General features: G+C 72.9%; 20 protein-coding genes and 1 pseudogene. 11 read left to right on the plus strand and 10 right to left on the minus strand.

Features of this window, described 5'->3' with window-relative positions; all coding sequences use genetic code 11:
• Positions 1-111 precede the first annotated feature (111 nt).
• From IEY96_RS30480 to IEY96_RS30495, 5 genes are all read right to left on the minus strand, one after another.
• Positions 112-435: a DUF1416 domain-containing protein gene (locus tag IEY96_RS30480; RefSeq protein WP_107075761.1), complete on the minus strand. Its 324-nt coding sequence runs from the start codon at positions 433-435 to the stop codon at positions 112-114.
• Between the two features lie 5 nt (positions 436-440).
• The gene (locus IEY96_RS30485) at positions 441-1,289 is read right to left on the minus strand and encodes a sulfurtransferase (RefSeq protein WP_189198257.1); all 849 of its coding nucleotides are present in this window, start codon (positions 1,287-1,289) and stop codon (positions 441-443) included.
• Positions 1,290-1,494: 205 nt separating this feature from the next.
• Positions 1,495-1,572 carry an Ms5788A family Cys-rich leader peptide gene (locus tag IEY96_RS33450; protein ID WP_311202345.1) on the minus strand — a complete coding sequence of 26 codons (78 nt, stop codon included), beginning with the start codon at positions 1,570-1,572 and terminating at the stop codon, positions 1,495-1,497.
• A gap of 83 nt (positions 1,573-1,655) precedes the next feature.
• Complete coding sequence (locus IEY96_RS30490; protein ID WP_189198258.1) at positions 1,656-2,441, minus strand: LmeA family phospholipid-binding protein; 786 nt, start codon at positions 2,439-2,441, stop codon at positions 1,656-1,658.
• 82 nt (positions 2,442-2,523) lie between these two features.
• Positions 2,524-3,564, minus strand: a complete 1,041-nt coding sequence (locus IEY96_RS30495) for a hypothetical protein (protein WP_189198259.1) — start codon at positions 3,562-3,564, stop codon at positions 2,524-2,526.
• Positions 3,565-3,813: 249 nt separating this feature from the next.
• Between IEY96_RS30495 and IEY96_RS30500 the strand changes: the two genes are divergently transcribed.
• The 7 genes from IEY96_RS30500 (at position 3,814) to pstB (ending at position 10,959) form a co-directional block, all read left to right on the plus strand.
• A complete protein-coding gene (locus IEY96_RS30500; protein WP_091267462.1) occupies positions 3,814-4,527 on the plus strand; it encodes a winged helix-turn-helix transcriptional regulator in 714 nt (237 codons plus the stop codon).
• Positions 4,528-4,682: 155 nt separating this feature from the next.
• Entirely contained in the window at positions 4,683-5,552 is an 870-nt protein-coding gene (locus tag IEY96_RS30505; RefSeq protein ID WP_189198260.1) for a polysaccharide deacetylase family protein, read from the plus strand.
• A 66-nt stretch (positions 5,553-5,618) separates the two neighbouring features.
• A complete protein-coding gene (mshD, locus tag IEY96_RS30510; protein WP_189198261.1) occupies positions 5,619-6,545 on the plus strand; it encodes a mycothiol synthase in 927 nt (308 codons plus the stop codon).
• 298 nt (positions 6,546-6,843) lie between these two features.
• On the plus strand, positions 6,844-7,947 hold the full coding sequence (pstS, locus tag IEY96_RS30515; RefSeq protein WP_189198262.1) for a phosphate ABC transporter substrate-binding protein PstS: 1,104 nt from the start codon (positions 6,844-6,846) through the stop codon (positions 7,945-7,947).
• 44 nt (positions 7,948-7,991) lie between these two features.
• Positions 7,992-9,077, plus strand: a complete 1,086-nt coding sequence (pstC, locus tag IEY96_RS30520) for a phosphate ABC transporter permease subunit PstC (protein WP_189198263.1) — start codon at positions 7,992-7,994, stop codon at positions 9,075-9,077.
• The gene (gene pstA / locus IEY96_RS30525; protein WP_189198264.1) at positions 9,074-10,162 is read left to right on the plus strand and encodes a phosphate ABC transporter permease PstA; all 1,089 of its coding nucleotides are present in this window, start codon (positions 9,074-9,076) and stop codon (positions 10,160-10,162) included. The genes pstC and pstA overlap by 4 nt, the downstream gene beginning before the upstream one ends.
• Positions 10,163-10,182: 20 nt before the next feature.
• A complete protein-coding gene (pstB, locus tag IEY96_RS30530) occupies positions 10,183-10,959 on the plus strand; it encodes a phosphate ABC transporter ATP-binding protein PstB (protein WP_091317434.1) in 777 nt (258 codons plus the stop codon).
• A gap of 73 nt (positions 10,960-11,032) precedes the next feature.
• Here pstB and IEY96_RS30535 read toward each other — a convergent pair whose 3' ends face one another.
• On the minus strand, positions 11,033-12,223 hold the full coding sequence (locus tag IEY96_RS30535) for an epoxide hydrolase family protein (protein WP_189198265.1): 1,191 nt from the start codon (positions 12,221-12,223) through the stop codon (positions 11,033-11,035).
• Positions 12,224-12,286: 63 nt separating this feature from the next.
• Between IEY96_RS30535 and IEY96_RS30540 the strand changes: the two genes are divergently transcribed.
• Positions 12,287-13,243, plus strand: coding sequence for a helix-turn-helix transcriptional regulator (locus tag IEY96_RS30540; protein WP_189198266.1), 957 nt, complete (start codon positions 12,287-12,289; stop codon positions 13,241-13,243).
• Positions 13,244-13,246: 3 nt separating this feature from the next.
• On the opposite strand, the gene IEY96_RS30545 is transcribed toward IEY96_RS30540, so the two are convergent.
• Positions 13,247-14,074: an NUDIX hydrolase gene (locus IEY96_RS30545; RefSeq protein WP_189198267.1), complete on the minus strand. Its 828-nt coding sequence runs from the start codon at positions 14,072-14,074 to the stop codon at positions 13,247-13,249.
• Positions 14,075-14,319: 245 nt separating this feature from the next.
• Here IEY96_RS30545 and IEY96_RS30550 point away from each other — a divergent pair.
• Together IEY96_RS30550 and IEY96_RS30555 are read left to right on the plus strand one after the other, a co-directional pair.
• Positions 14,320-14,442, plus strand: a pseudogene (locus IEY96_RS30550) (DUF397 domain-containing protein); the annotation flags it as partial.
• 58 nt (positions 14,443-14,500) lie between these two features.
• Positions 14,501-15,469: a Gfo/Idh/MocA family protein gene (locus tag IEY96_RS30555; protein ID WP_189198268.1), complete on the plus strand. Its 969-nt coding sequence runs from the start codon at positions 14,501-14,503 to the stop codon at positions 15,467-15,469.
• A gap of 43 nt (positions 15,470-15,512) precedes the next feature.
• On the opposite strand, the gene IEY96_RS30560 is transcribed toward IEY96_RS30555, so the two are convergent.
• The 3 genes from IEY96_RS30560 to IEY96_RS30570 form a co-directional block, all read right to left on the minus strand.
• A complete protein-coding gene (locus IEY96_RS30560) occupies positions 15,513-16,517 on the minus strand; it encodes an inorganic phosphate transporter (protein ID WP_189198269.1) in 1,005 nt (334 codons plus the stop codon).
• 4 nt (positions 16,518-16,521) lie between these two features.
• A complete protein-coding gene (locus IEY96_RS30565) occupies positions 16,522-17,148 on the minus strand; it encodes a DUF47 domain-containing protein (RefSeq protein WP_148431186.1) in 627 nt (208 codons plus the stop codon).
• Positions 17,149-17,268: 120 nt separating this feature from the next.
• The gene (locus IEY96_RS30570; RefSeq protein WP_229791985.1) at positions 17,269-18,258 is read right to left on the minus strand and encodes a PPK2 family polyphosphate kinase; all 990 of its coding nucleotides are present in this window, start codon (positions 18,256-18,258) and stop codon (positions 17,269-17,271) included.
• A 117-nt stretch (positions 18,259-18,375) separates the two neighbouring features.
• On the opposite strand from IEY96_RS30570, the gene sigJ reads away from it, so the two are divergent.
• Positions 18,376-19,332, plus strand: coding sequence for an RNA polymerase sigma factor SigJ (sigJ, locus tag IEY96_RS30575; protein ID WP_189198270.1), 957 nt, complete (start codon positions 18,376-18,378; stop codon positions 19,330-19,332).
• Positions 19,333-19,337 lie beyond the last annotated feature (5 nt).

Genomic DNA, 19,337 nt, shown 5'->3' on the forward strand with positions numbered 1-19,337 from the left:
GCTGCCCGGTCGCGCCCGGCGTCCCGGCCCGGGAACGCCCGTGACGGGCTTCCGGAACGGGGCGTGGCCCGCCGCCCCGGGTGGGGCGGCGGGCCACGATCAGAGCGTGGGTCAGGCGGCGACCGTGACGGTCACCTCGTTGATCCCGCGGGCGGCGGCGACGGCGGTGTCGCCGTTGCCGTGCCGGGAGAGCGCCCGCAGGGTCCAGTTGCCCGGCGCGGCGAAGAACCGGAACTGGCCGGCCGGGGAGGTCACCACCTCGGCGGTGAACTCGCCCGTCGAGTCGAGCAGCCGGACGTACGCGCCCGGCACGGCCTCGCCGGACTCGGCCTTGACCAGGCCGGTGATGACGGTTTCCTTCTCCAGGTCCAGGCTGGCCGGGAGGGGGGCGGCCTGGTCCGGGGCGGCGCAGCCGGCAGCGGTGGGAGCGGTCATGGTGATCAGGCCTCCCCGGGCTCGTCGCCGAGCGCGACCGGCACGCCGACCAGCGAGCCGTACTCGGTCCAGGAGCCGTCGTAGTTCTTCACGTTGCGCTGGCCGAGCAGCTCCTGGAGCACGAACCAGGTGTGCGAGGAGCGCTCGCCGATCCGGCAGTAGGCGATGGTCTCCCGGCTGTCGTCCAGCCCGGCGTCGGCGTAGATCTTGCGCAGCTCGTCGTCGGACTTGAAGGTGCCGTCCTCGTTGGCCGCCTTCGACCACGGCACGCTGATCGCGGTCGGCACGTGGCCGGCACGCTGGGCCTGCTCCTGCGGGAGGTGGGCCGGGGCGAGCAGCCGGCCGGCGTACTCGTCGGGGCTGCGCACGTCGACCAGGTTCTTGCTGCCGATCGCGTCGACCACCTCGTCGCGGAACGCCCGGATCGAGGTGTCCGGCGCCTGCGCGACGTACTGCGTCGCGGGACGCTCCACCTTGTCGGTGACCAGCGGGCGGGCGTCCAGCTCCCACTTCTTGCGGCCGCCGTCGAGCAGCTTGACGTCGCGGTGGCCGTAGAGCTTGAAGTACCAGTACGCGTACGCGGCGAACCAGTTGTTGTTGCCGCCGTAGAGGATGACGGTGTCGTCGTTGGCGATGCCGCGCTCGGAGAGCAGCGCCTCGAACTGGGCCTGGTTGACGAAGTCCCGGCGCACCGGGTCCTGGAGGTCGGTACGCCAGTCGAGCTTGACGGCGCCCGCGATGTGGCCGGTGTCGTAGGCCGAGGTGTCCTCGTCGACCTCGACGAAGACGACGCCCGGGGCGTCGATGTTCTTCTCGGCCCACTCGGCCGAGACGAGTGCGGTGTCGCGACTCATCAGATCACTCCCTGTGAGGATGGATGGTGAGCCAGCGCGCGGAGATCGAAGTCGGTGATTGTCGCACCACGCGCGGGACCCAGAGCTAGGAACGGATCACGGGTACGTGCGACGGCGCCGCTGCCGGGCGATCAGGGGGAGAACCGGGAGGGTACGCGGACCCTGCGTGCCGGTGGCCGCTAGGCGGCCGAGGACAGCCCCGCCGTCAGATGACGGGGCGACACAGGCAGGTGGCCACGCGGCACAGGTCGACCGCGCGCCGTTTGGTGAGGAGCGTCCCCATGGAGAGGGAGACTACCAGCCGGCCCGGCCGGCGCCACCGGGCCGACCAGCATCCGGGACACGGCCCGGGCGGCGGGCGGAGCGTCAGCCGGCGGAGTTGATCGGCACGTTCCGGGCGTCGGCGGTGACCACGAGACCCTCCGGCCGGGGCTCCACCTTGCGCACGTTGAGCTGGAAGGGCAGCTCCGGCAGGGGCACGTCGACGGAGATGCCCCTGGCGTAGTTGGCCAGCAGCGTCTTGGCGAGCGGCAGGTTGGGCAGGCCCTCGGCGGTCAGGTCGTTGAAGCGCAGGGCCACCTTGCCGTTGGCGACCGTCACGTCGGCGGTGCCGTTCACGGTGAGCTTGGCGCCGAGGATGTCGACCGGCGCGGTGACCGCGAGCTTGCCGTTCCGCTCGCCCAGGGTGAGCCCGGGGCGGTCGAGCAGCTTCGCCAGGCTGGCGTAGGTCACGGTGCCCCGGCCGTCGACGCTCTCGGCCACCACGTCGCCCCGGCCGGAGCGGAGGGTGTCCAACGACGCCTTGACGTCGCGGGCGTCCACGTCCAGCCGCGGCACGCTGACCGCGTCGCCCTGCACGTTGCCCTGCACGTCGGTCAGCACGATGGAGATGCGCTCGTACTTCCCGGCGAGCACCTGGGTGAGGAACGGGAAGCCGCCCACCTCGACCTGGGGCGCCGCGGACTGCGCGTCCTGCTTGGCGACCTCCTGCTTCACCTGGTCGGCGATGGCCCGCTCGGCGACGCCGGCGGCCACCCGGTCGGCGACGACCAGGAGCCCGGCCAGGACCAGCAGCAGGACGACGAAACCGACCAGCACCTTCCGGCCCCGCCGCCGGGGTCGGCCCTCGTTCGCCGGGTACGCCTCTGCCACGCCGCCTCCTGACCTCGCCGCATCACCGCGTCTCGCGGCGCAACCGTACTTACCCGAGGCGCCGTCGCCCCAATCGCGGGGCTCAGAGGAAGAGCACGCACATGGCGTACGCGGCCGGCGCCGCGAGCGCGAAGCCGCCCAGGGGGCCCTGCATGTGCCGGGCTACCCACATGGTCGGCGGCTCGCCGGCCATCAGCCGGCCCGCCTCGGCGTACCCGACGGCGAGGTCGGCCAGCACGGCGGTGCCCGCGGTGACCAGGCCGACCAGCGCGGCGCTGGTCGGGGTGAAGCCGACCAGGTAGCTGCCGAGGACGGCGCTGGTCAGGGTGCCGAGCATGGCGCCGGCGACCACGCCGGCGGCGCCCCGGGGCACCTGCGGGGCGAGCCGGGGCCAGGGGGCCACCGCGTCGGTCAGCCGGGCCACCAGGAGGGCCACCCCGGTGGCGGTGAGGCAGACGGTGATGGCCTGGGTGCCCTTCGGGATCCGGCTGAGCACGATCAGCGTGGCGAACGCGACCACCCCCACCACGATCAGCAGGGTGCTGCCCAGCGAGTCGGTCACCCGGACCCGGTCCACGCGGCGGACGAGCTGGCCGAGCACGCCGAGCACGAAGCCGGCGGCGGCGGCGTAGCCGAGGGGGGCCAGGCCGGCGATCTCCGACTGCACGGCCGCGGCGTCGGCGATCGCGGCCGCACCGGCGCTGACCAGGGCGACGACCAGCAGCGCGGGCGGACGCATGGCCATCGTCCAGGCCAGCACGAAGAGCAGCTGGACGCCGAAGATGATGAACGCGAAGGGCAGCCGGTGCCCCGGGCCGGCGGTCTGCGCGCCGAGCACCAGGCCCACGCCGAGCAGCGCGGCGAAGCCCGCGACGGTCAGCGCGAGCGGGCGGCGCACCGGGACCGGCGGCACCTCCTCCTCGGGCACCTCCTCGGGCTCGTCGTCCGGCCGGCGGCCGGGGCCGCCCTTGCGGAGCCGGCGGGGGCCCTTCCGCTCCCGCCCGCCCGCGTCTTCGTCGGCCGGCCCGGTGCGCGGGGCCGGCGGGTAGCCACGGGCGGGGCCGGAAGCCGCGTCGTCGGGCCACGGGTCACGGCCGGTGTCGGGCGAGGTGGAGGGAAACACGCCCCGATCGTGCCAGATCGGGCCGGCCCGGCGGAGTCACGGTTTCGGCAACGTTAAAACCCGCGCCGCGATCGGGGGCAGATCAGACAAACAGGAAAGGGCACAGAGGTGAAGGCCGGGCGATCGGTTACGCTCAAGCCGTTACCCGCCCGTCAGCGACGCCGGGACCCACGCAAATTCTCAGCGCCACCTCTCGGGGCGGCCGCTGGTCGCGCGCGGCCGCAGAGCCGCCGGGACGGAGGTGATCGTGTGGAGCTCCTGCTGCTGGTGACCGCGCGCGCAGGTGAGCCATCGGCGGTGCTGCCGGCACTCGACCTGCTGCCGCACTCGGTCCGCACCGCGCCCCGCGACGTGCGCACGCTGGTCTCCGGCCCGACCCCGGACGCCGTCCTGGTGGACGCCCGCGCCGAGCTGAGCGAGGCCCGCGCGACCTGCCGGATGCTGCACGCCACCGGGCTGGGCGTCCCGCTGGTCGCGGTCGTCACCGAGGCCGGGCTCATCGCGCTGAACGCCGACTGGGGCGTGGACGACGTGATCCTGGCCGGTGCGGGCCCGGCGGAGGTGGAGGCCCGGCTGCGGCTCGCGGTCGGCCGGCTGAGCAACGCCACGGCGGGCGCCGGCGGCTCGATCCGGGCCGGCGAGCTGACCATCGACCCGGACACCTACGCGGCCAAGCTGAAGGGCCGCCCGCTCGACCTCACCTACAAGGAGTTCGAGCTGCTCAAGTTCCTCGCCCAGCACCCGGGCCGGGTCTTCACCCGGGACCAGCTGCTTCGCGAGGTCTGGGGCTACGACTACTTCGGCGGCACCCGCACGGTCGACGTGCACGTCCGGCGGCTGCGCGCCAAGCTCGGCTCCGAGTACGAGTCGATGATCGGCACGGTGCGCCAGGTGGGCTACAAGTTCGTGGTGCCGCCGTCGCGCTCGCTGCCGGAGTCGGAGCCCGCACCGCTGCCGGTCTGACCGGGACCTCCGCACCGTCCCCGATCGGGGGCGGTTCCTCCGGTTCGCCCTTTTTGCCCACTCAGTCAGACCTACTCTGACTGCCGGATCTGCCGGGCGAAGGGGGCGACGGTGCGTGTGGTGAACACGGGGGCGACGAACGGTCGGGTCCGCTGATGTCGGCCTCGACGCTGCGCGCGGCCGGCATGGTGACGTTGGTGGTGGCCGCGCTGCTCGGCTCCGCGTACGCGCTCGGGCGCAGCCTGGTGCCCGACCACCCGCACCGCGACACCGGCGTGGCCGCCAGCGTCCACGCCCCGCACTACGGCGACCAGCCACCCAGCACCGACTTCCCCGGCCCGCCGGCCGGCGGCTACGGCGGGCCGAGCCCGGACGCCAGCCCGAGCGCGCCGGCCGACGCCCGCCAGGCCGACGACAGCGAGGGCCCGTACGGCGCCCGGACCTCCACCGGCTCGGCCCGGATCGCCCTGACCTTCGACGACGGCCCCGATCCACACTGGACCCCGCAGGTGCTCGCCCTGCTGAAGGAGTACGGCGTGAAGGCCACCTTCTGCGTGGTCGGCGAGAACGCGGAGAACCACCCGGACCTGGTGCGGTCGATCGTGGCCGACGGGCACACCATCTGCAACCACTCGTGGAATCACGACATCACGCTGGGCAAGCGGTCGCCGGACGCGATCCGGGACGACCTGCTGCGCACCAACGACGCGATCCGGGCGGCGGCGCCGGGCGCGCGGATCGAGTACTTCCGGCAGCCGGGCGGGGCGTGGACGTACCCCGTGGTGTCCACCTGCGAGGAACTGGGCATGACGCCGCTGCACTGGGCGGTGGACCCGACGGACTGGCAGGCGCCCGGCGCCGCCAGGATCGAGACGGCGGTGCTGGCGCAGACCGGCCCGGGCTCGATCGTGCTGATGCACGACGCGGGCGGCGACCGCTCCGGCACGGTCGAGGCGTTGCAGCACCTGCTCCCCGAACTGCTGGACCGCTTCCAGCTGGAGGCGCTGCCCACCGGCACCACGTGACCACCGCCACCGTCCGGTGCCCGCGTCCGGCATGATCGGCGGCTCGCCGGCCGCTACGGTGGCGGAATGAGCAGCACCGCGCCGACCGCCGACCGTGTCGCCCGCGCCGACCGACTGGCGCCGGTCGAGGTCGCCGAGGTGCTGGCGCTGGCCCGCACCGCCGGCGACGCGGACGGCGCGGACCCGCTCGACGAGCACGTGCTGCTCCGGATGCGCGACCCGCAGGCGCCGGCCGTGCACCTCACCGCCCGGGCCACCGACAACACCCTGACGGGGTACGCCCACCTCGACACCACCGCCCCCGCCGACGGGATCGGGGTGGAGCTGGTGGTGCATCCGGCGTACCGGCGACGCGGCACCGGACGGGCCCTCGCGCGGGGCGTGCTGGCCGCCGCGGCCGGACCGCTGCGGGCCTGGGCGCACGGCGACCACCCGTCGGCCGCCGCGCTCGCGGTCGACCTGGGTTTCACCCGCGCCCGGGTGCTGTGGCAGTTGCGCCGCCCGCTGACCGCCGCGCTGCCCGAGCCGACCCTGCCCGACGGGGTGCGGCTGCGCGCGTTCCGGCCCGGCCAGGACGACGACGCCTGGCTGGCGGTCAACAACGCGGCCTTCGCCCAGCACCCCGAGCAGGGCCGGTGGACCCAGGCCGACCTGCGCGTACGCCTCGCCGAGCCGTGGTTCGACCCGGAGGGCTTCCTGCTCGCCGAGGACACGGCCACCGGCCGCCTGCTCGGCTTCCACTGGACCAAGGTGCACGAGCGTCCGGGCTCGGCCCGGATCGGCGAGGTCTACGTGCTCGGCGTGGACCCGGGCGCGCACCGCGGCGGCCTCGGCCGGGCGCTCACCACCGCCGGCCTGGCCTACCTGCGGGACCGGCGCGGGCTGGACCGGGCGATGCTCTACGTGGACGAGTCGAACATGGCCGCGGTGGCCCTCTACGAGCGGCTCGGCTTCGCCCGCTGGTCCGCCCACGTGAACTACCACCTCGGCTGAGGGACCACCCCACCTTCTCCGTCCCGCCCAGCGGTCACGGCCGCGTCACGCGGTGGACTCGGCCGGATAACAGGTGCCCGGAAAAATCGTATTATTAGCGATAGTGGGCCGCGAGTTCACGAAACGGACAACGGGCCCTCAGGCTATGGCCACCCGGCCGGCCGCGCCTGTTCATCTTCCGTTCACTTCCGACCGGCGAACCGTCTACCTGGCACTTCTACCTTTCGTGTCAGCCGGTCAGCGCCGGCACCCGGGAGACCGGGCGACCTGACCAAAGACGTGAAGGGAAACCCCTCAGGTGAAGCTCCAGCGGCACGGCGCCATTGCCTGCCTCGCTCTTACCGCGGTGCTCGGTCTCAGCGCCTGCGGCTCGGACAACAACGAGTCGACCGGCACCTCCGCCTCCGGCTCGGCTGCTGCCGTGGACTGCGGCAAGGGCACGCTGAACGCGCAGGGTTCCTCCGCCCAGAAGAACGCCATGGCCGAGTGGATCAAGGCGTACCAGCAGAAGTGCGCCGGCACCACGATCAACTACGAGCCCACCGGCTCGGGCGCCGGCATCCAGGCCTTCATCGCCGGCACCGCCGACTTCGCCGGCTCCGACTCCGCGCTCAAGCCGGAGGAGCAGCCGCAGGCGGACGCCAAGTGCAGCGGCGGCCAGGCCCTCAACCTGCCGATGGTGATCGGCCCGGTCGCCGTCGTCTACAACGTCACCGGCGCGGACAACCTCCAGTTCACCCCGGCCACCCTGGCGAAGATCTTCGCCGGCAAGGTGACCAAGTGGGATGACCCGGCCATCAAGGCCGACAACCCGGACGCCAAGCTGCCGTCCACCGCGATCCAGGCGGTGCACCGCTCCGACGAGTCGGGCACCACCGACAACTTCACCAAGTACCTGTCCAAGACCGCCGAGTCCGACTGGACCTTCGGCAACGCCAAGGCCTGGAAGGCCCCGGGCGGCGTGGGCGCGGCCAAGTCCGACGGTGTGGCCAGCAAGGTCAAGAGCACCGACGGCACCATCAGCTACGTCGAGTGGTCGTACGCCGAGAACGGCGGCCTCAAGAAGGCCAAGGTCAAGAACGGGGCGGGTGAGTTCACCGAGCTGACCGCCGAGTCGGCCGGCAAGACCATCGCCGGGGCCAAGTTCGAGGGCCAGGGCAACGACCTCAAGATGTCGATCGACTACAACACCAAGGAGGCCGGGGCGTACCCGATCGTCCTGGCGACCTACGAGATCGTCTGCAGCAAGGGCCTCGCGGCCGACAAGCTGCCGCTGGTCAAGGGCCTGCTGGGCCACGCCGCCAGCGCCGAGGGCCAGCAGGACCTGGTCGAGCTGGGCTACGCCCCGCTGCCCGAGACCGTCCGCGCCAAGGTCGAGACCGCGGTCAAGAGCCTCTCCTGACCCGCTGACCGAGACACCTCCCCTACCCCGAAGCGAGCGAGCAGATGGGTGACACCCCTCACCGCTCGGCGCACGCCGGCACCGGCGGGACCCGCGTGGCCACGAGCCACGAGTGGCCCGCCGGTGCCTCGGCGCGTGTGGCCGAGCCCTCCGGTACCCCTGGCATGCCCGACAACGGTCTCGGTGGCGGCGGCGGGCTGCCCCGGGCCCGGGCCTTCGGCGCGGAACGCGCGTTCCGTGGCCTGACCCTGGCCGCCGGCACCACCGTCCTGGTGGTCATCGCGGCCATCGCGATCTTCCTGATCGCCAAGGCCGTGCCGGCCCTCCGGGCCAACAGCGAGTCCTTCTGGACCTTCGAGGGCTGGTTCCCGAACGACGACCCGCCGAAGTTCGGCATCGGCGCGCTCGCCTTCGGCACCGTGCTCACCGCGCTGCTCGCCCTGCTCATGGCGGTGCCGGTGGCGCTGGGCATCGCCCTCTACCTGTCGCACTACGCCCCGCGCCGGCTGGGCAACGGCCTCGGCTTCCTGATCGACCTGCTGGCCGCCGTGCCCAGCGTGGTCTTCGGTCTCTGGGGCCGGGACTACTTCGCCCAGCCGGTCGCCGACCTGTCGGCCTGGCTGAACCGGTACTTCGGCTGGATCCCGATCTTTGGCGACGGCCCGTACGGGAACTCGATCCTGCTCGGCTCGGTGGTGCTCGCGATCATGGTGCTGCCCATCGTCACCTCGCTCTCCCGCGAGGTGTTCCGGCAGACCCCGACCGCCAACGAGGAGGCCGCCCTCGCGCTGGGCGCCACCCGCTGGGAGATGGTCCGCACCGCCGTCCTGCCCTACGGCCGGCCGGGTGTGATCGCCGCCGTGATGCTGGGCCTGGGCCGGGCACTCGGCGAGACCATCGCCCTGGCGCTGACCCTCGGCTCCACGTACGCCATCTCGTTCAACATCCTCCAGAGCGGTGGCAACTCGATCGCCGCGAACATCGCGAACCGGTTCGCCGAGGCGAACGACACCGGCCGGGGCGCCCTGATCGCCTCCGGCCTGGTGCTCTTCGCGATCACGCTGATCGTCAACATCACCGCGCGGGCGATCATCTACCGCCGCCGCGAGTTCACGGAGTCAGCCGCATGACCGCCACCGTCACCTCCCACCGCCCGCAGCCGCCGGCCCAGCCGGTCACGCTGCGGGCCCGGCGACTTCCGGCGTACGCCGCGCCCGTCATCGCCGTCGTGGCCCTGCTGGCCTCGGCCGGCGTCGTCTACGGCGCCGGCATCGGCGGCCCGGTCCTGGTCGTGGTCGTCGCTGCGCTGCTCTACCTGGCCGGCCTCTACGCCGCCGCCAACGCGGTGGAGGGCCGCCGGGCCGCCCGCAACCGGACCTGGAGCGCGCTCATCCACTCCGCCTTCGTGCTCGCGGTGCTGCCGCTGGCCTCGGTGGTCTGGACCCTGGTGAGCAAGGGCTCCGAGCGGCTGGACGGCAACTTCTTCGGCACCTCGATGAACAACATCGGGGCCCGGGACGCCAACGGCGGCGCGTACCACGCCATCGTCGGCACCCTGGAGCAGGTCGGCATCGCCACGCTGATCACCGTCCCGCTCGGCGTGCTCTGCGCGATCTACGTGGTCGAGTACGGCCGGGGCCGGTTCGCCTTCACCATCCGCTTCTTCGTGGACGTGATGACCGGCATCCCGTCGATCGTCACCGGCCTGTTCGTGCTGGCCTTCTGGGTGCTGGTCGTCTCGCCGTGGTTCAACGACGGCCGGCCGGGCTTCTCCGGCTTCGCCGCCGCGCTGGCGCTGAGCGTGCTCATGCTGCCGACCGTGGTCCGCTCCACCGAGGAGATGCTCCGCCTCGTCCCGGCCCCGCTGCGCGAGGGCGCGTACGCCCTCGGCGTGCCGAAGTGGAAGACCATCCTGCGGGTCGTGCTGCCGACCGCGCTGCCCGGCATCGTCACCGGCATCATGCTCGCCATCGCGCGGGCCGCCGGCGAGACCGCGCCGGTGCTGCTCGTGGCCGGCGGCGGCGCCGCGATCAACTTCAACCCGTTCGAGAACAACCAGTCGTCGCTGGCTCTCTTCGTCTACCAGCAGGCCGGCGAGGCCTCGAAGTACTCGCCGGCACGGGCGTGGACCGCGGCGCTGACGCTGGTCGCCCTCGTCCTCATCCTGACCGTCGCGGCGAAGTTGCTGGCCCGTCGCAACCGGCTCGGCCGATGAACCCCGGAGGTACCACCACCATGGCCAAGCGCATCGAAGCCACCGACGTCACCGCCTACTACGGCGGGTTCAAGGCGATCGAGAACATCAGCCTGACCGTCGAACCAAAGACCGTCACCGCCCTGATCGGCCCGTCCGGCTGCGGCAAGTCCACCTTCCTGCGGTCGATCAACCGGATGCACGAGGTGCTCCCGGGTGCCCGGGTCGAGGGCAGCCTGACCATCGACAACCAGGACATCTACGACCGGGACGTGGACGTCACCGCGGTCCGCCGGATGATCGGCATGGTCTTCCAGCGGCCGAACCCGTTCCCCACCATGAGCATCTTCGAGAACGTGGTGGCCGGCCTGCGGCTCAACGGCGTCCGGCGCAAGTCGATCCTGGAGGAGGCGGCCGAGAAGGCGCTCCGCTCGGCGAACCTGTGGGACGAGGTGAAGGACCGGCTCGGCAAGCCCGGCGCCGGCCTCTCCGGCGGTCAGCAGCAGCGGCTCTGCATCGCCCGGACCATCGCGGTCGAGCCGCAGGTGGTGCTCATGGACGAGCCCTGCTCGGCGCTGGACCCGATCTCCACGCTGGCCATCGAGGACCTGATGTTCCAGCTCAAGGACAAGTTCACCATCATCATCGTCACGCACAACATGCAGCAGGCCGCCCGGGTGTCGGACCGGACCGCCTTCTTCTCGATCGAGAAGACCGGCGACCCGGGCCGGCTCATCGAGTACGACAACACGCAGAAGATCTTCAGCAACCCGAGCCAGAAGAAGACCGAGGACTACATCACCGGCCGCTTCGGCTGAGCCGCTGGTCCCGGTCCGCGAGGGCCCCGGTCGATCCCGACCGGGGCCCTCGGCGTGTCCGCGTCCGGCCGCCTCAGCGCAGCGCGGCGAAGAACTGCCGGAGGTCCGCCGCCAGCAGGTCGGGCACCTGGTGGGCGGCGAAGTGCCCGCCCCGGTCGTAGGTGTGCCAGGAGACGATGTTCTTGTGGTCGCGCTCGGCGAGCGTACGGATCGACTGGAAGTCCCAGGCGAAGTTGGCCAGGCCGAGCGGCACCGTGGTCGGCTCCGGCGCCACCGTGCCCCGGCCGTTGACCTTCTGCGTCGGGTGCACCACCTCGGCGTCCTCGTAGTAGTAGCGGGCCGCCGAGGCGGCCGTGTTGGTCAGCCAGTAGATGGTCGTGTTGGTGAGCACGTGGTCGGGGTCGATCTGGTCCCCCATGAGCTGGCCCAGCCAGCCGAGCAGGCCCACCGGCGAGTCGGCCAGCGCGTGCGCGACGTTCTGCGGCTCGGTGGAGTGCAGCTTGTCGTAGCCGCCCCGCCGCTGCACGAACCAGTCGGCGAACGCCACCTTGCCCCGCTCCTCCTCGGTGAGCGCGGCCAGCTCGGCGGGATCACCGGACGGCAGCGAGAAGACCTGCGTGACGTGCACACCGAGCACGTGCTCCGGGTCGGCCCGGCCCACCTCGGGCGACACGAACGCGCCGAGGTCGTTGCCGGCCGCGCCGTACCGCTCGTAGCCGAGGCGGCGCATCAGCTCGGCCCAGGCGCGGGCCACCCGGTGCCGGTTCCAGCCGCGCTCCCGGGTCGGCCCGGAGAAGCCGAAGCCGGGCACCGACGGGATGACCAGGTGGAAGGCATCGGCCGGGTCGCCGCCGTGTGCCCGCGGGTCGGTCAGCGGACCGATCACGTCCAGCCACTCGGCGACGGTGCCGGGCCAGCCGTGGGTGAGGATCAGCGGAGTGGCGTCCGGCTCGGCCGAGCGGACGTGCAGGAAGTGGATCCGCTGCCCGTCGATCTCGGTGATGAACTGCGGGTACGCGTTGAGCCGCGCCTCCCACCCCCGCCAGTCGTACGCCGTGCGCCAGCGCTCGGCCAGCCGCTGCACCCAGCTCAGCGGGACGCCGTACTCCCAACCGGGCGGGACGGGGCCGGCGGGCGCGGCCGGGTCGGGGTCGGCGGGCAGCTCCTCGGCCCAGCGGGTCCGGGCCAGCCGGTCGGCGAGGTCGTCCAGGTCGGCCTGCGGGACGTCGATACGGAACGGGACGATCGCGGTGTTGTCTACCATGCCCACGAGCGTAGGGATCGATTAGGAACACTCCCTTCCTAATGCCCTGGCAGAATCCGGGAAATGTTGGAGACCTCGGCGCGCCTGCTGCGCCTGCTCTCGCTGTTGCAGTCCCCGCGCGACTGGACCGGCACCGAACTGGCCGAGCGCCTGGCGGTGAGCACCCGGACCGTGCGCAACGACGTGGAGCGGCTGCGCGCCCTCGGCTACCCCGTGCACGGCACCCGGGGCGCCGTCGGCGGCTACCGGCTGGGCGCCGGCGCGGCCCTGCCCCCGCTGCTCCTCGACGACGAGGAGGCGGTGGCGGTGGCGGTCGGCCTGCGGACGGCAGCGGGCGGCAGCGTCGCCGGAATCGAGGAGACCTCGCTGCGGGCGCTGGCCAAGCTGGAGCAGGTGCTCCCCCACCGGCTGCGCCGCCGGGTCACCGCCCTGCACACGCACACCGTCCGGGTGCCGCACGACGAGCCGGGCCCGACCGTGGACGCCGAGACGCTCAGCGTCCTCAGCGCCGCCTGCCGGGACCGGGAGCGGTTGCGCTTCGACTACGTCCGGCACGACGGGACCGCGGACCGGCGGGATGTCGAGCCGTACCGGCTGGTCAACTGGGGCCGGCGCTGGTACCTGGTGGCCTTCGACCCGGCGCGGGACGACTGGCGCACCTTCCGGGTGGACCGGATCAGCCCGCGTACCCCGACCGGCCCCCGGTTCGCGGCCCGCGAGCTGCCCGGGGACGTGGTGGACCGGGTCCGGCACGGGGTCTCGTCGGCCGCCTGGCGGCACCGGGCCACGATCCGCGTGCACGCCCCCGCCGAGGTGGTGGCCGACCGGATCAACCCGGCCGTCGGCACCGTCGAGCCGACCGGCGACGCGACCTGCCTCCTGCACACCGGCGCCGACCGCCTGGAGACCATCGCGGTCTGGCTCGGCCTGCTGGACCTCGACTTCACGGTGGAAGACCCGCCCGAACTGGCCGACCTGCTGCGCGCCCTCGCGGCCCGCTACCTCCGCGCCGCCGGCTGACCCTCAGGAGAGGCGGAAGCGGGGCGCCTCGGCGTCGGAGAGGTCGAGGTGCGGCGTGACCGGGGTGCCGGGGTCGCGTCCGGCCGCCGCACGGGCCACGCCGGCGAGGTCGCCGGCGGCGGCGACCTCGCCGAGGGTGACCATCGTGGGCGGAAGCATGGTCAGCTCACCGGCCTCCGCCCGGGACAGGGCGTCCGCCGGGCGCAGCCACAGCGTGTGGTCGGCCTCGCCGGAGACGTCCCGGGTCCGCTGCCCCTCCGGCAGCAAAGCGACGAAGAAGTACGTGTCGAAGCGGCGCGGCTCGAACTCCGGGGTGATCCACCGGCTCCACGGCAGCAGCAGGTCGGAGCGGAGGGTGAGGCCCTGCCCGGCCAGCAGGTCGGCGAAGCCGGTCCGCCGGGCCACCAGGTCCTGCCGGGCCGCCTCCCAGTCGTCCCCGCTCACGTCGCCCACCACGGTCCCGCCGTCCGGGCCGGCCAGCAGCACGCCCGCCTCCTCGAAGACCTCCCGCGCGGCGGCGCAGACCACCGCCTGCGCGGCGGCCGGGTCGAGGCGGAGCCGCTCGCCCCAGCCCGCCGGCGTCGGGCCGGCCCAGCCCAGGTGGGCCTGCGAGTCGGAGCGGTCCACGCCGCCGCCGGGGAAGGCGTACATGCCGCCGAAGGCCATGGCGGCCACCCGGCGGATCAGGTACACCTCGAAGTCGGCGCCGGCCGGGCGGAGCAGCAGCACGGTGGCGGCGACCCGGGGCACGGCCGGCACGCCGCCCTCGGCGCGGAACCGGCGGGCGTGCTCCACCAGGGCGGGGGGTGCGGCGAAGCCGTCGATCGTCATGACCCGAGCCTAGTTCCCGACCAGTCGATCATCAGTCCGGCAGCAGGACGGCCACGACGGCGTCAGACCGGCCACCGCCGACAAAGGGCGGCTCCGATCTTGGACAGTTTCCGTTCGTCACGAGCGGAAACTGTCCAAGATCTCGCCGGAGTGGCGGTGTCCCGCACCGGGCGACCGCGCCACCTCGCCGAGAAGCGGTCGGGACGCTCGGCTCACCGGAGCCTCAGCGCGATGGCGCGGGCCTCCTCGTCGGTCAGCGGCCCGGGATCGTCGGCGTGCGGGACTCGAAGGACCCGAGCGGGCCGGCGCTGGTCATTTCCCCGGCCGCGTGGCGCGCCTTCGTCGCCGGGGTCGCTCACCGGTCCTGATTTCCCGACGGGTGGATCTTCTGTCCGGCGGCGCGACGGCCCGGGATAGCGTGCCGGCATGACGCGTTGGGGAATCCTGGCCACCGGCCACATCGCCGCCCGCTTCGCCGAGGACCTGCGGCTGGTGCCGGAGGCCGAGCTGGTGGCGGTCGGCTCGCGTACCCGGGAGAGCGCCGAGCTGTTCGCCCGGCGGCACGACGTGCCCCGGGCGTACGCCTCCTGGGCGGAACTGGCCGCGGACCCGGACGTGGACGTCATCTACGTCGCCACCCCGCACGCCGCGCACCACGAGGCGGCCCTGACCTGCCTGGCCGGCGACAAGGCCGTGCTGGTGGAGAAGCCCTGCACGCTCGACCTGGCCACCACCACGGAGCTGGTCGAGACGGCCCGCGCCCGCGGTCTCTTCCTCATGGAGGCCATGTGGATGCGGACCAACCCGCTCATCCTGCGGGTGCTGGAGCTGATCCGGGACGGCGCGATCGGCGAGGTGACCCACGTCCGGGCGGACTTCGGGGCGGCCGGCCCGTTCCCGCCGGAGCACCGGATGCGGGCGCGGACGCTCGGCGGCGGCGCCCTGCTCGACCTCGGGGTCTACCCGCTGAGCCTGGCGCACCTCCTGCTCGGCGTCCCCGAGCACGTGCAGGCCTGGGCCAGGCTCAGCCCGGAGAAGGTGGACGAGAACACGGGCATCGTCCTGGGCTGGAACTCCGGGGCGGTGGCGACGCTGAGCTGCGGGATGGTCGGCGCCACGGCGATCACCGCCGCGATCACCGGCACGACCGGCCGGATCGACCTTCCGGAGCCGTTCTACCGGCCCGGCGCCGCGGTGCTGCACCGGCTCGGCGCGGAGCCGGAGACCATCCCGGCCGACCTGACCGGCGGCGGCTACCAGCACGAGGCGATCGAGGTGCAGCGCTGCCTGGCGGCCGGGCTGATCGAGAGCCCGCTGGTGCCGCACGCCGCCACCCTGGAGGTGATGGGCCTGCTGGACGACATCAAGGGCCGGATCGGCGTCTCCTACGCGTGAGGGGTCCCCCGCCACGGCGGGGGACCCCTCACGCGTCAGGCGCTCAGAAGAACGGGCGGACCAGCAGGTACGCCAGGCAGGCGATGGCCGCGGCGGCCGGGAACGTGATGATCCAGGCGATCACGATGTTGCCGGCCACGTTCCAGCGGACCGCGGAGAGCCGCTTGGTCGCGCCGACACCCATGATCGCCGAGGTGATCGTGTGGGTGGTGGAGATCGGGGCCTTCAACACCAGGGCGTTGAAGTAGAGCACGGCGCTGGCCACGGTCTCGGCCGCGAAGCCCTCGGGCGGGCCCAGGTCGATGATCTTCCGGCCCAGGGTGCGGATGATCCGCCAGCCGCCCGCGTAGGTGCCAGCCGCCAGCATGGCCGCCGAGGTCCAGAACACCCAGCCGGGGATGTGCGTCTTGGACTCCTGGAAGCCACCGGTGTAGAGGGCCAGCACGATGATGCCCATGGTCTTGGCGGCGTCCTGCATACCGTGGCCGACCGACATGGCGGCGGCCGAGAGGGTCTGCGCCCACCGGAAGCCCCGGTTGAGCTTGCCGGGCTGGCCCTTCCGGAACAGCCACAGGATGGCCAGCATCACGAGGAAGCCGAGCACCAGGCCGACAACCGGCGAGAGCACCATCGGGATGATGACCTTCTCGAGGATGTTGCCCCACTGCACGACGCCGTCGGCGGCGAAGAGGGTCGCGCCGACCAGCCCGCCGAACAGGGCGTGCGAGGACGACGAGGGCAGGCCGAAGTACCAGGTGATCAGGTTCCAGGCGATCGCGCCGAGCACCCCGGCGAAGACCACCCCCAGGCTCTCGACCCCGGTGGGCAGGGTGACCAGCCCGTCGCCGACGGTCTTGGCCACCCCGGCGCCGAAGTGCGCGCCGACGAAGTTGCCGACGGCGGCCAGCGCGAGGGCGACCCGGGGTGTCAGCGCCCGGGTGGACACGCTGGTGGCGATCGCGTTGGCCGCGTCATGGAAGCCGTTCGTGTAGTCGAACGCCATGGCGACCACGATCACCGCCAGCACGGCGATGAGTTCGGGACTCACAGGATCAGGACTCCTTGACCGCGATGGTCTCGACGGTGTTGGCCACGTGCTCGAAGGCGTCGCAGGCGGCCTCCAGCTCGTCGGCCACCTCCTTCATCTTCAGCACCGTGAGCGCGTCGTACTCACCGCTGAAGAGGCGGACCAGCAGCATCCGGTACGCCTGGTCACCGTCGTTCTCGAGCCGGTTGCACTCGATCCAGTAGTCCTCAAGATCCTTCATCGACTTCAGCCGGGGCATCGCCTCGGCGGTCAGCTTGGCCTGCTGGTCGAGCACGTTCACCAGCTCGTGCATCTCGCGCGGCAGCGACGGCAGCTTGGTCAGGCCGTAGAGGTAGAGGAGGTTGCCGACCGCCTCCAGGTGGTCCATCACGTCGTCGAGCAGCGAGCCCAGACGGTAGATGTCCTCCCGGTCGAACGGGGTGATGAAGGTGGAGTTGATCTTCTTGTAGAGCTCGTGGGTGATCTGGTCGCTGTCGTGCTCGACCTCGGTGAGCCGCTCGCTCACCGACTGGACCTCGACATCCGGCAGACCCAGCTCGTTGAGCAGCTCGGTCCCCTTCACCAGGTTCTGCGCGGCCCTGGTGAAGAGCTCGTAGAAGGCGCCCTCGGTGGGACGGAAGGAAAACTTCACAGCACGGACCTCGTCGTGTCGGTGGAAGGGTGGCCGTCGCCCCGGAAGGCGTCTGCTCTGCGAATGCTAGGTACCCCGTGGAACCGGGCAGCCGCCGGCCCACCCCTGGTCAGGCCCGATTCACCGCTCGTTCACCTGCCGTTCACCTTGCCCCGTCCCGCCCTCGCTCCGCAGCCGGTCCCGCTCCCGCGCGATGTCGAAATCGGCAGGCGGATACCCCAGATCCAACCCGTCGAACGTCTCCCTGAGCAGGTGCGCGACGGCCCAGTCGCGGTACCACTTCCGGTCCGCCGGCACCACGAACCAGGGCGCGTCGTCCGGGCCGCACCGCTCGATCGCCTCGGCGTACGCGGCCTGGTATTCGTCCCAGCGTGCCCGGGTGTCCAGGTCGCTCGGGTTGTACTTCCAGTACTTCGTCGGGTCGGTGAGCCGCTCCATCAGGCGCTCGCCCTGCTCGGCGTAGGAGATGTGCAGCATGACCTTCACCACGGTGACCGCGTTGTCGGCCAGCTCCCGCTCGAAGTCGTTGATCGACTCGTAGCGGCCCCGCCAGGTGGCCTCGTCCACCAGGCCCTCGACCCGGGCGATCAGCACGTCCTCGTAGTGCGAGCGGTTGAAGACGCCCACGTAGCCGGGGGGCGGGAGGGCCCGGCGGATCCGCCACAGGAAGTCGTGCCGCCGCTCCTCCTCGGTGGGCGGGCCGAACGAGCGGATGTGCAGGCCGAGCGGGTTCATGGCGCCGGCCACCCGCTTGACCGTGCCGTCCTTGCCACCACAGTCCATGGCCTGGAGCACCAGCAGCACCCGGCGCGGGCGGTCGCCGTCGAGGTGGGCGCCGGCCTGGGTGGGGGCGCTGGTCGGGCTCCCCGGGCCGGCGGCGCCCTTCGCGGACGCGTACAGCATCTCCTGCTGCCGGCCGAGCTCCGCACCGAGCAGCTCGACCTGCCCCCGCGCCCACTCCTTGCGCCCCTTGCCGCGCCCGGCCGCCGCGGGCAGCCCCGGGGTCGACCGGGGATCGACCGCCGCCAGGTCCACCGCGCCCGGCCCGGCCCGCAGCAGCTCCCGCATCGACCCGCCCTCGGGCCGCACCACCTCGTCGACACCGCTCATCCCCAGATCCTCACCCACCCCGCCCGCCACCGCCTCCCGAGCGATGTCACACCCCGGGGGCGGCGGCGCATCCAGGGGTACGGGGAGAATGGGGACTCCGGGCGGGAGGAGCACGACGTGCACGAGCTGGCGGCGGAGTTCGAGGCGGAACGCGGGCACCTTCTGGCGGTGGCGCAGCGGATGCTGGGCAGCCGGAGCGAGGCCGAGGACGCGGTCCAGGAGACCTGGCTGCGGTACGCGGGCGCGCTCGCCGACCCGGCCGCCCGGGCACAGATCCGCGACCTGCGCGGCTGGCTCACCACCACCTGCTCGCGGATCTGCCTCGACGTGCTCCGCTCCGCCCGGGTACGCCGCGAGGCGTACCCCGGTCAGTGGCTGCCGGAGCCGGTGGTGAGCGCGGCGCCCACGGCGGACGGGTTCGCCCCCGACCCGGCCGAGCGGGCGGTCCGGGCCGACCAGCTCGGCACCGCCCTGCTCGTGGTGCTGGAGCGGCTCACCCCGGAGCAGCGGGTGGCGTTCGTCCTGCACGACGTCTTCGCGGTGCCGTTCGCCACGGTCGCCGACGTGCTCGGCACCACCCCGGCGGCCGCCCGGCAGCTCGCCTCCCGGGGCCGCCGCGCGGTCACCGCGCCGGACGTCCCCCGGCACACCGCCGACCTGGCCGAGCAGCACAAGGTGCTGGCCGCGTTCGTGGCGGCGGTCGAGTCCGGGGAGCTGGACCGGCTGGTCGAGGTGCTCGCCCCGGACGTGGTGGTGATCGGCGACAGCGGCGGGCACTTCCCGGCCGCCCGCCGGCCGGTGGTCGGCGCCGAACTCGCCGGCCGCTTCATCCTCGGTCTCTTCGGCCAGGCCGCCCGCTGGAACAGCCCCCTGCACGCCCGGCCGGTGCTGGTCGACGGCGCGCTGGGCTGGCAGGCGGAGACGGTGTTCCGGGACGGGCGGCCGCTGCGGATGGTCACCTCGTTCGCCGTGCACGAGGGGCGGATCACCGGCGTGTTCAACCAGCTCAACCCGGAGAAGGTGGCCCACCTGGGCGGTGTCGGGGCCGACGAGGACTGGCCGCCGCGGATCTGAGGCCG

This window comes from Micromonospora fulviviridis, from assembly GCF_014648395.1.
Classification (GTDB): domain Bacteria; phylum Actinomycetota; class Actinomycetes; order Mycobacteriales; family Micromonosporaceae; genus Micromonospora; species Micromonospora fulviviridis.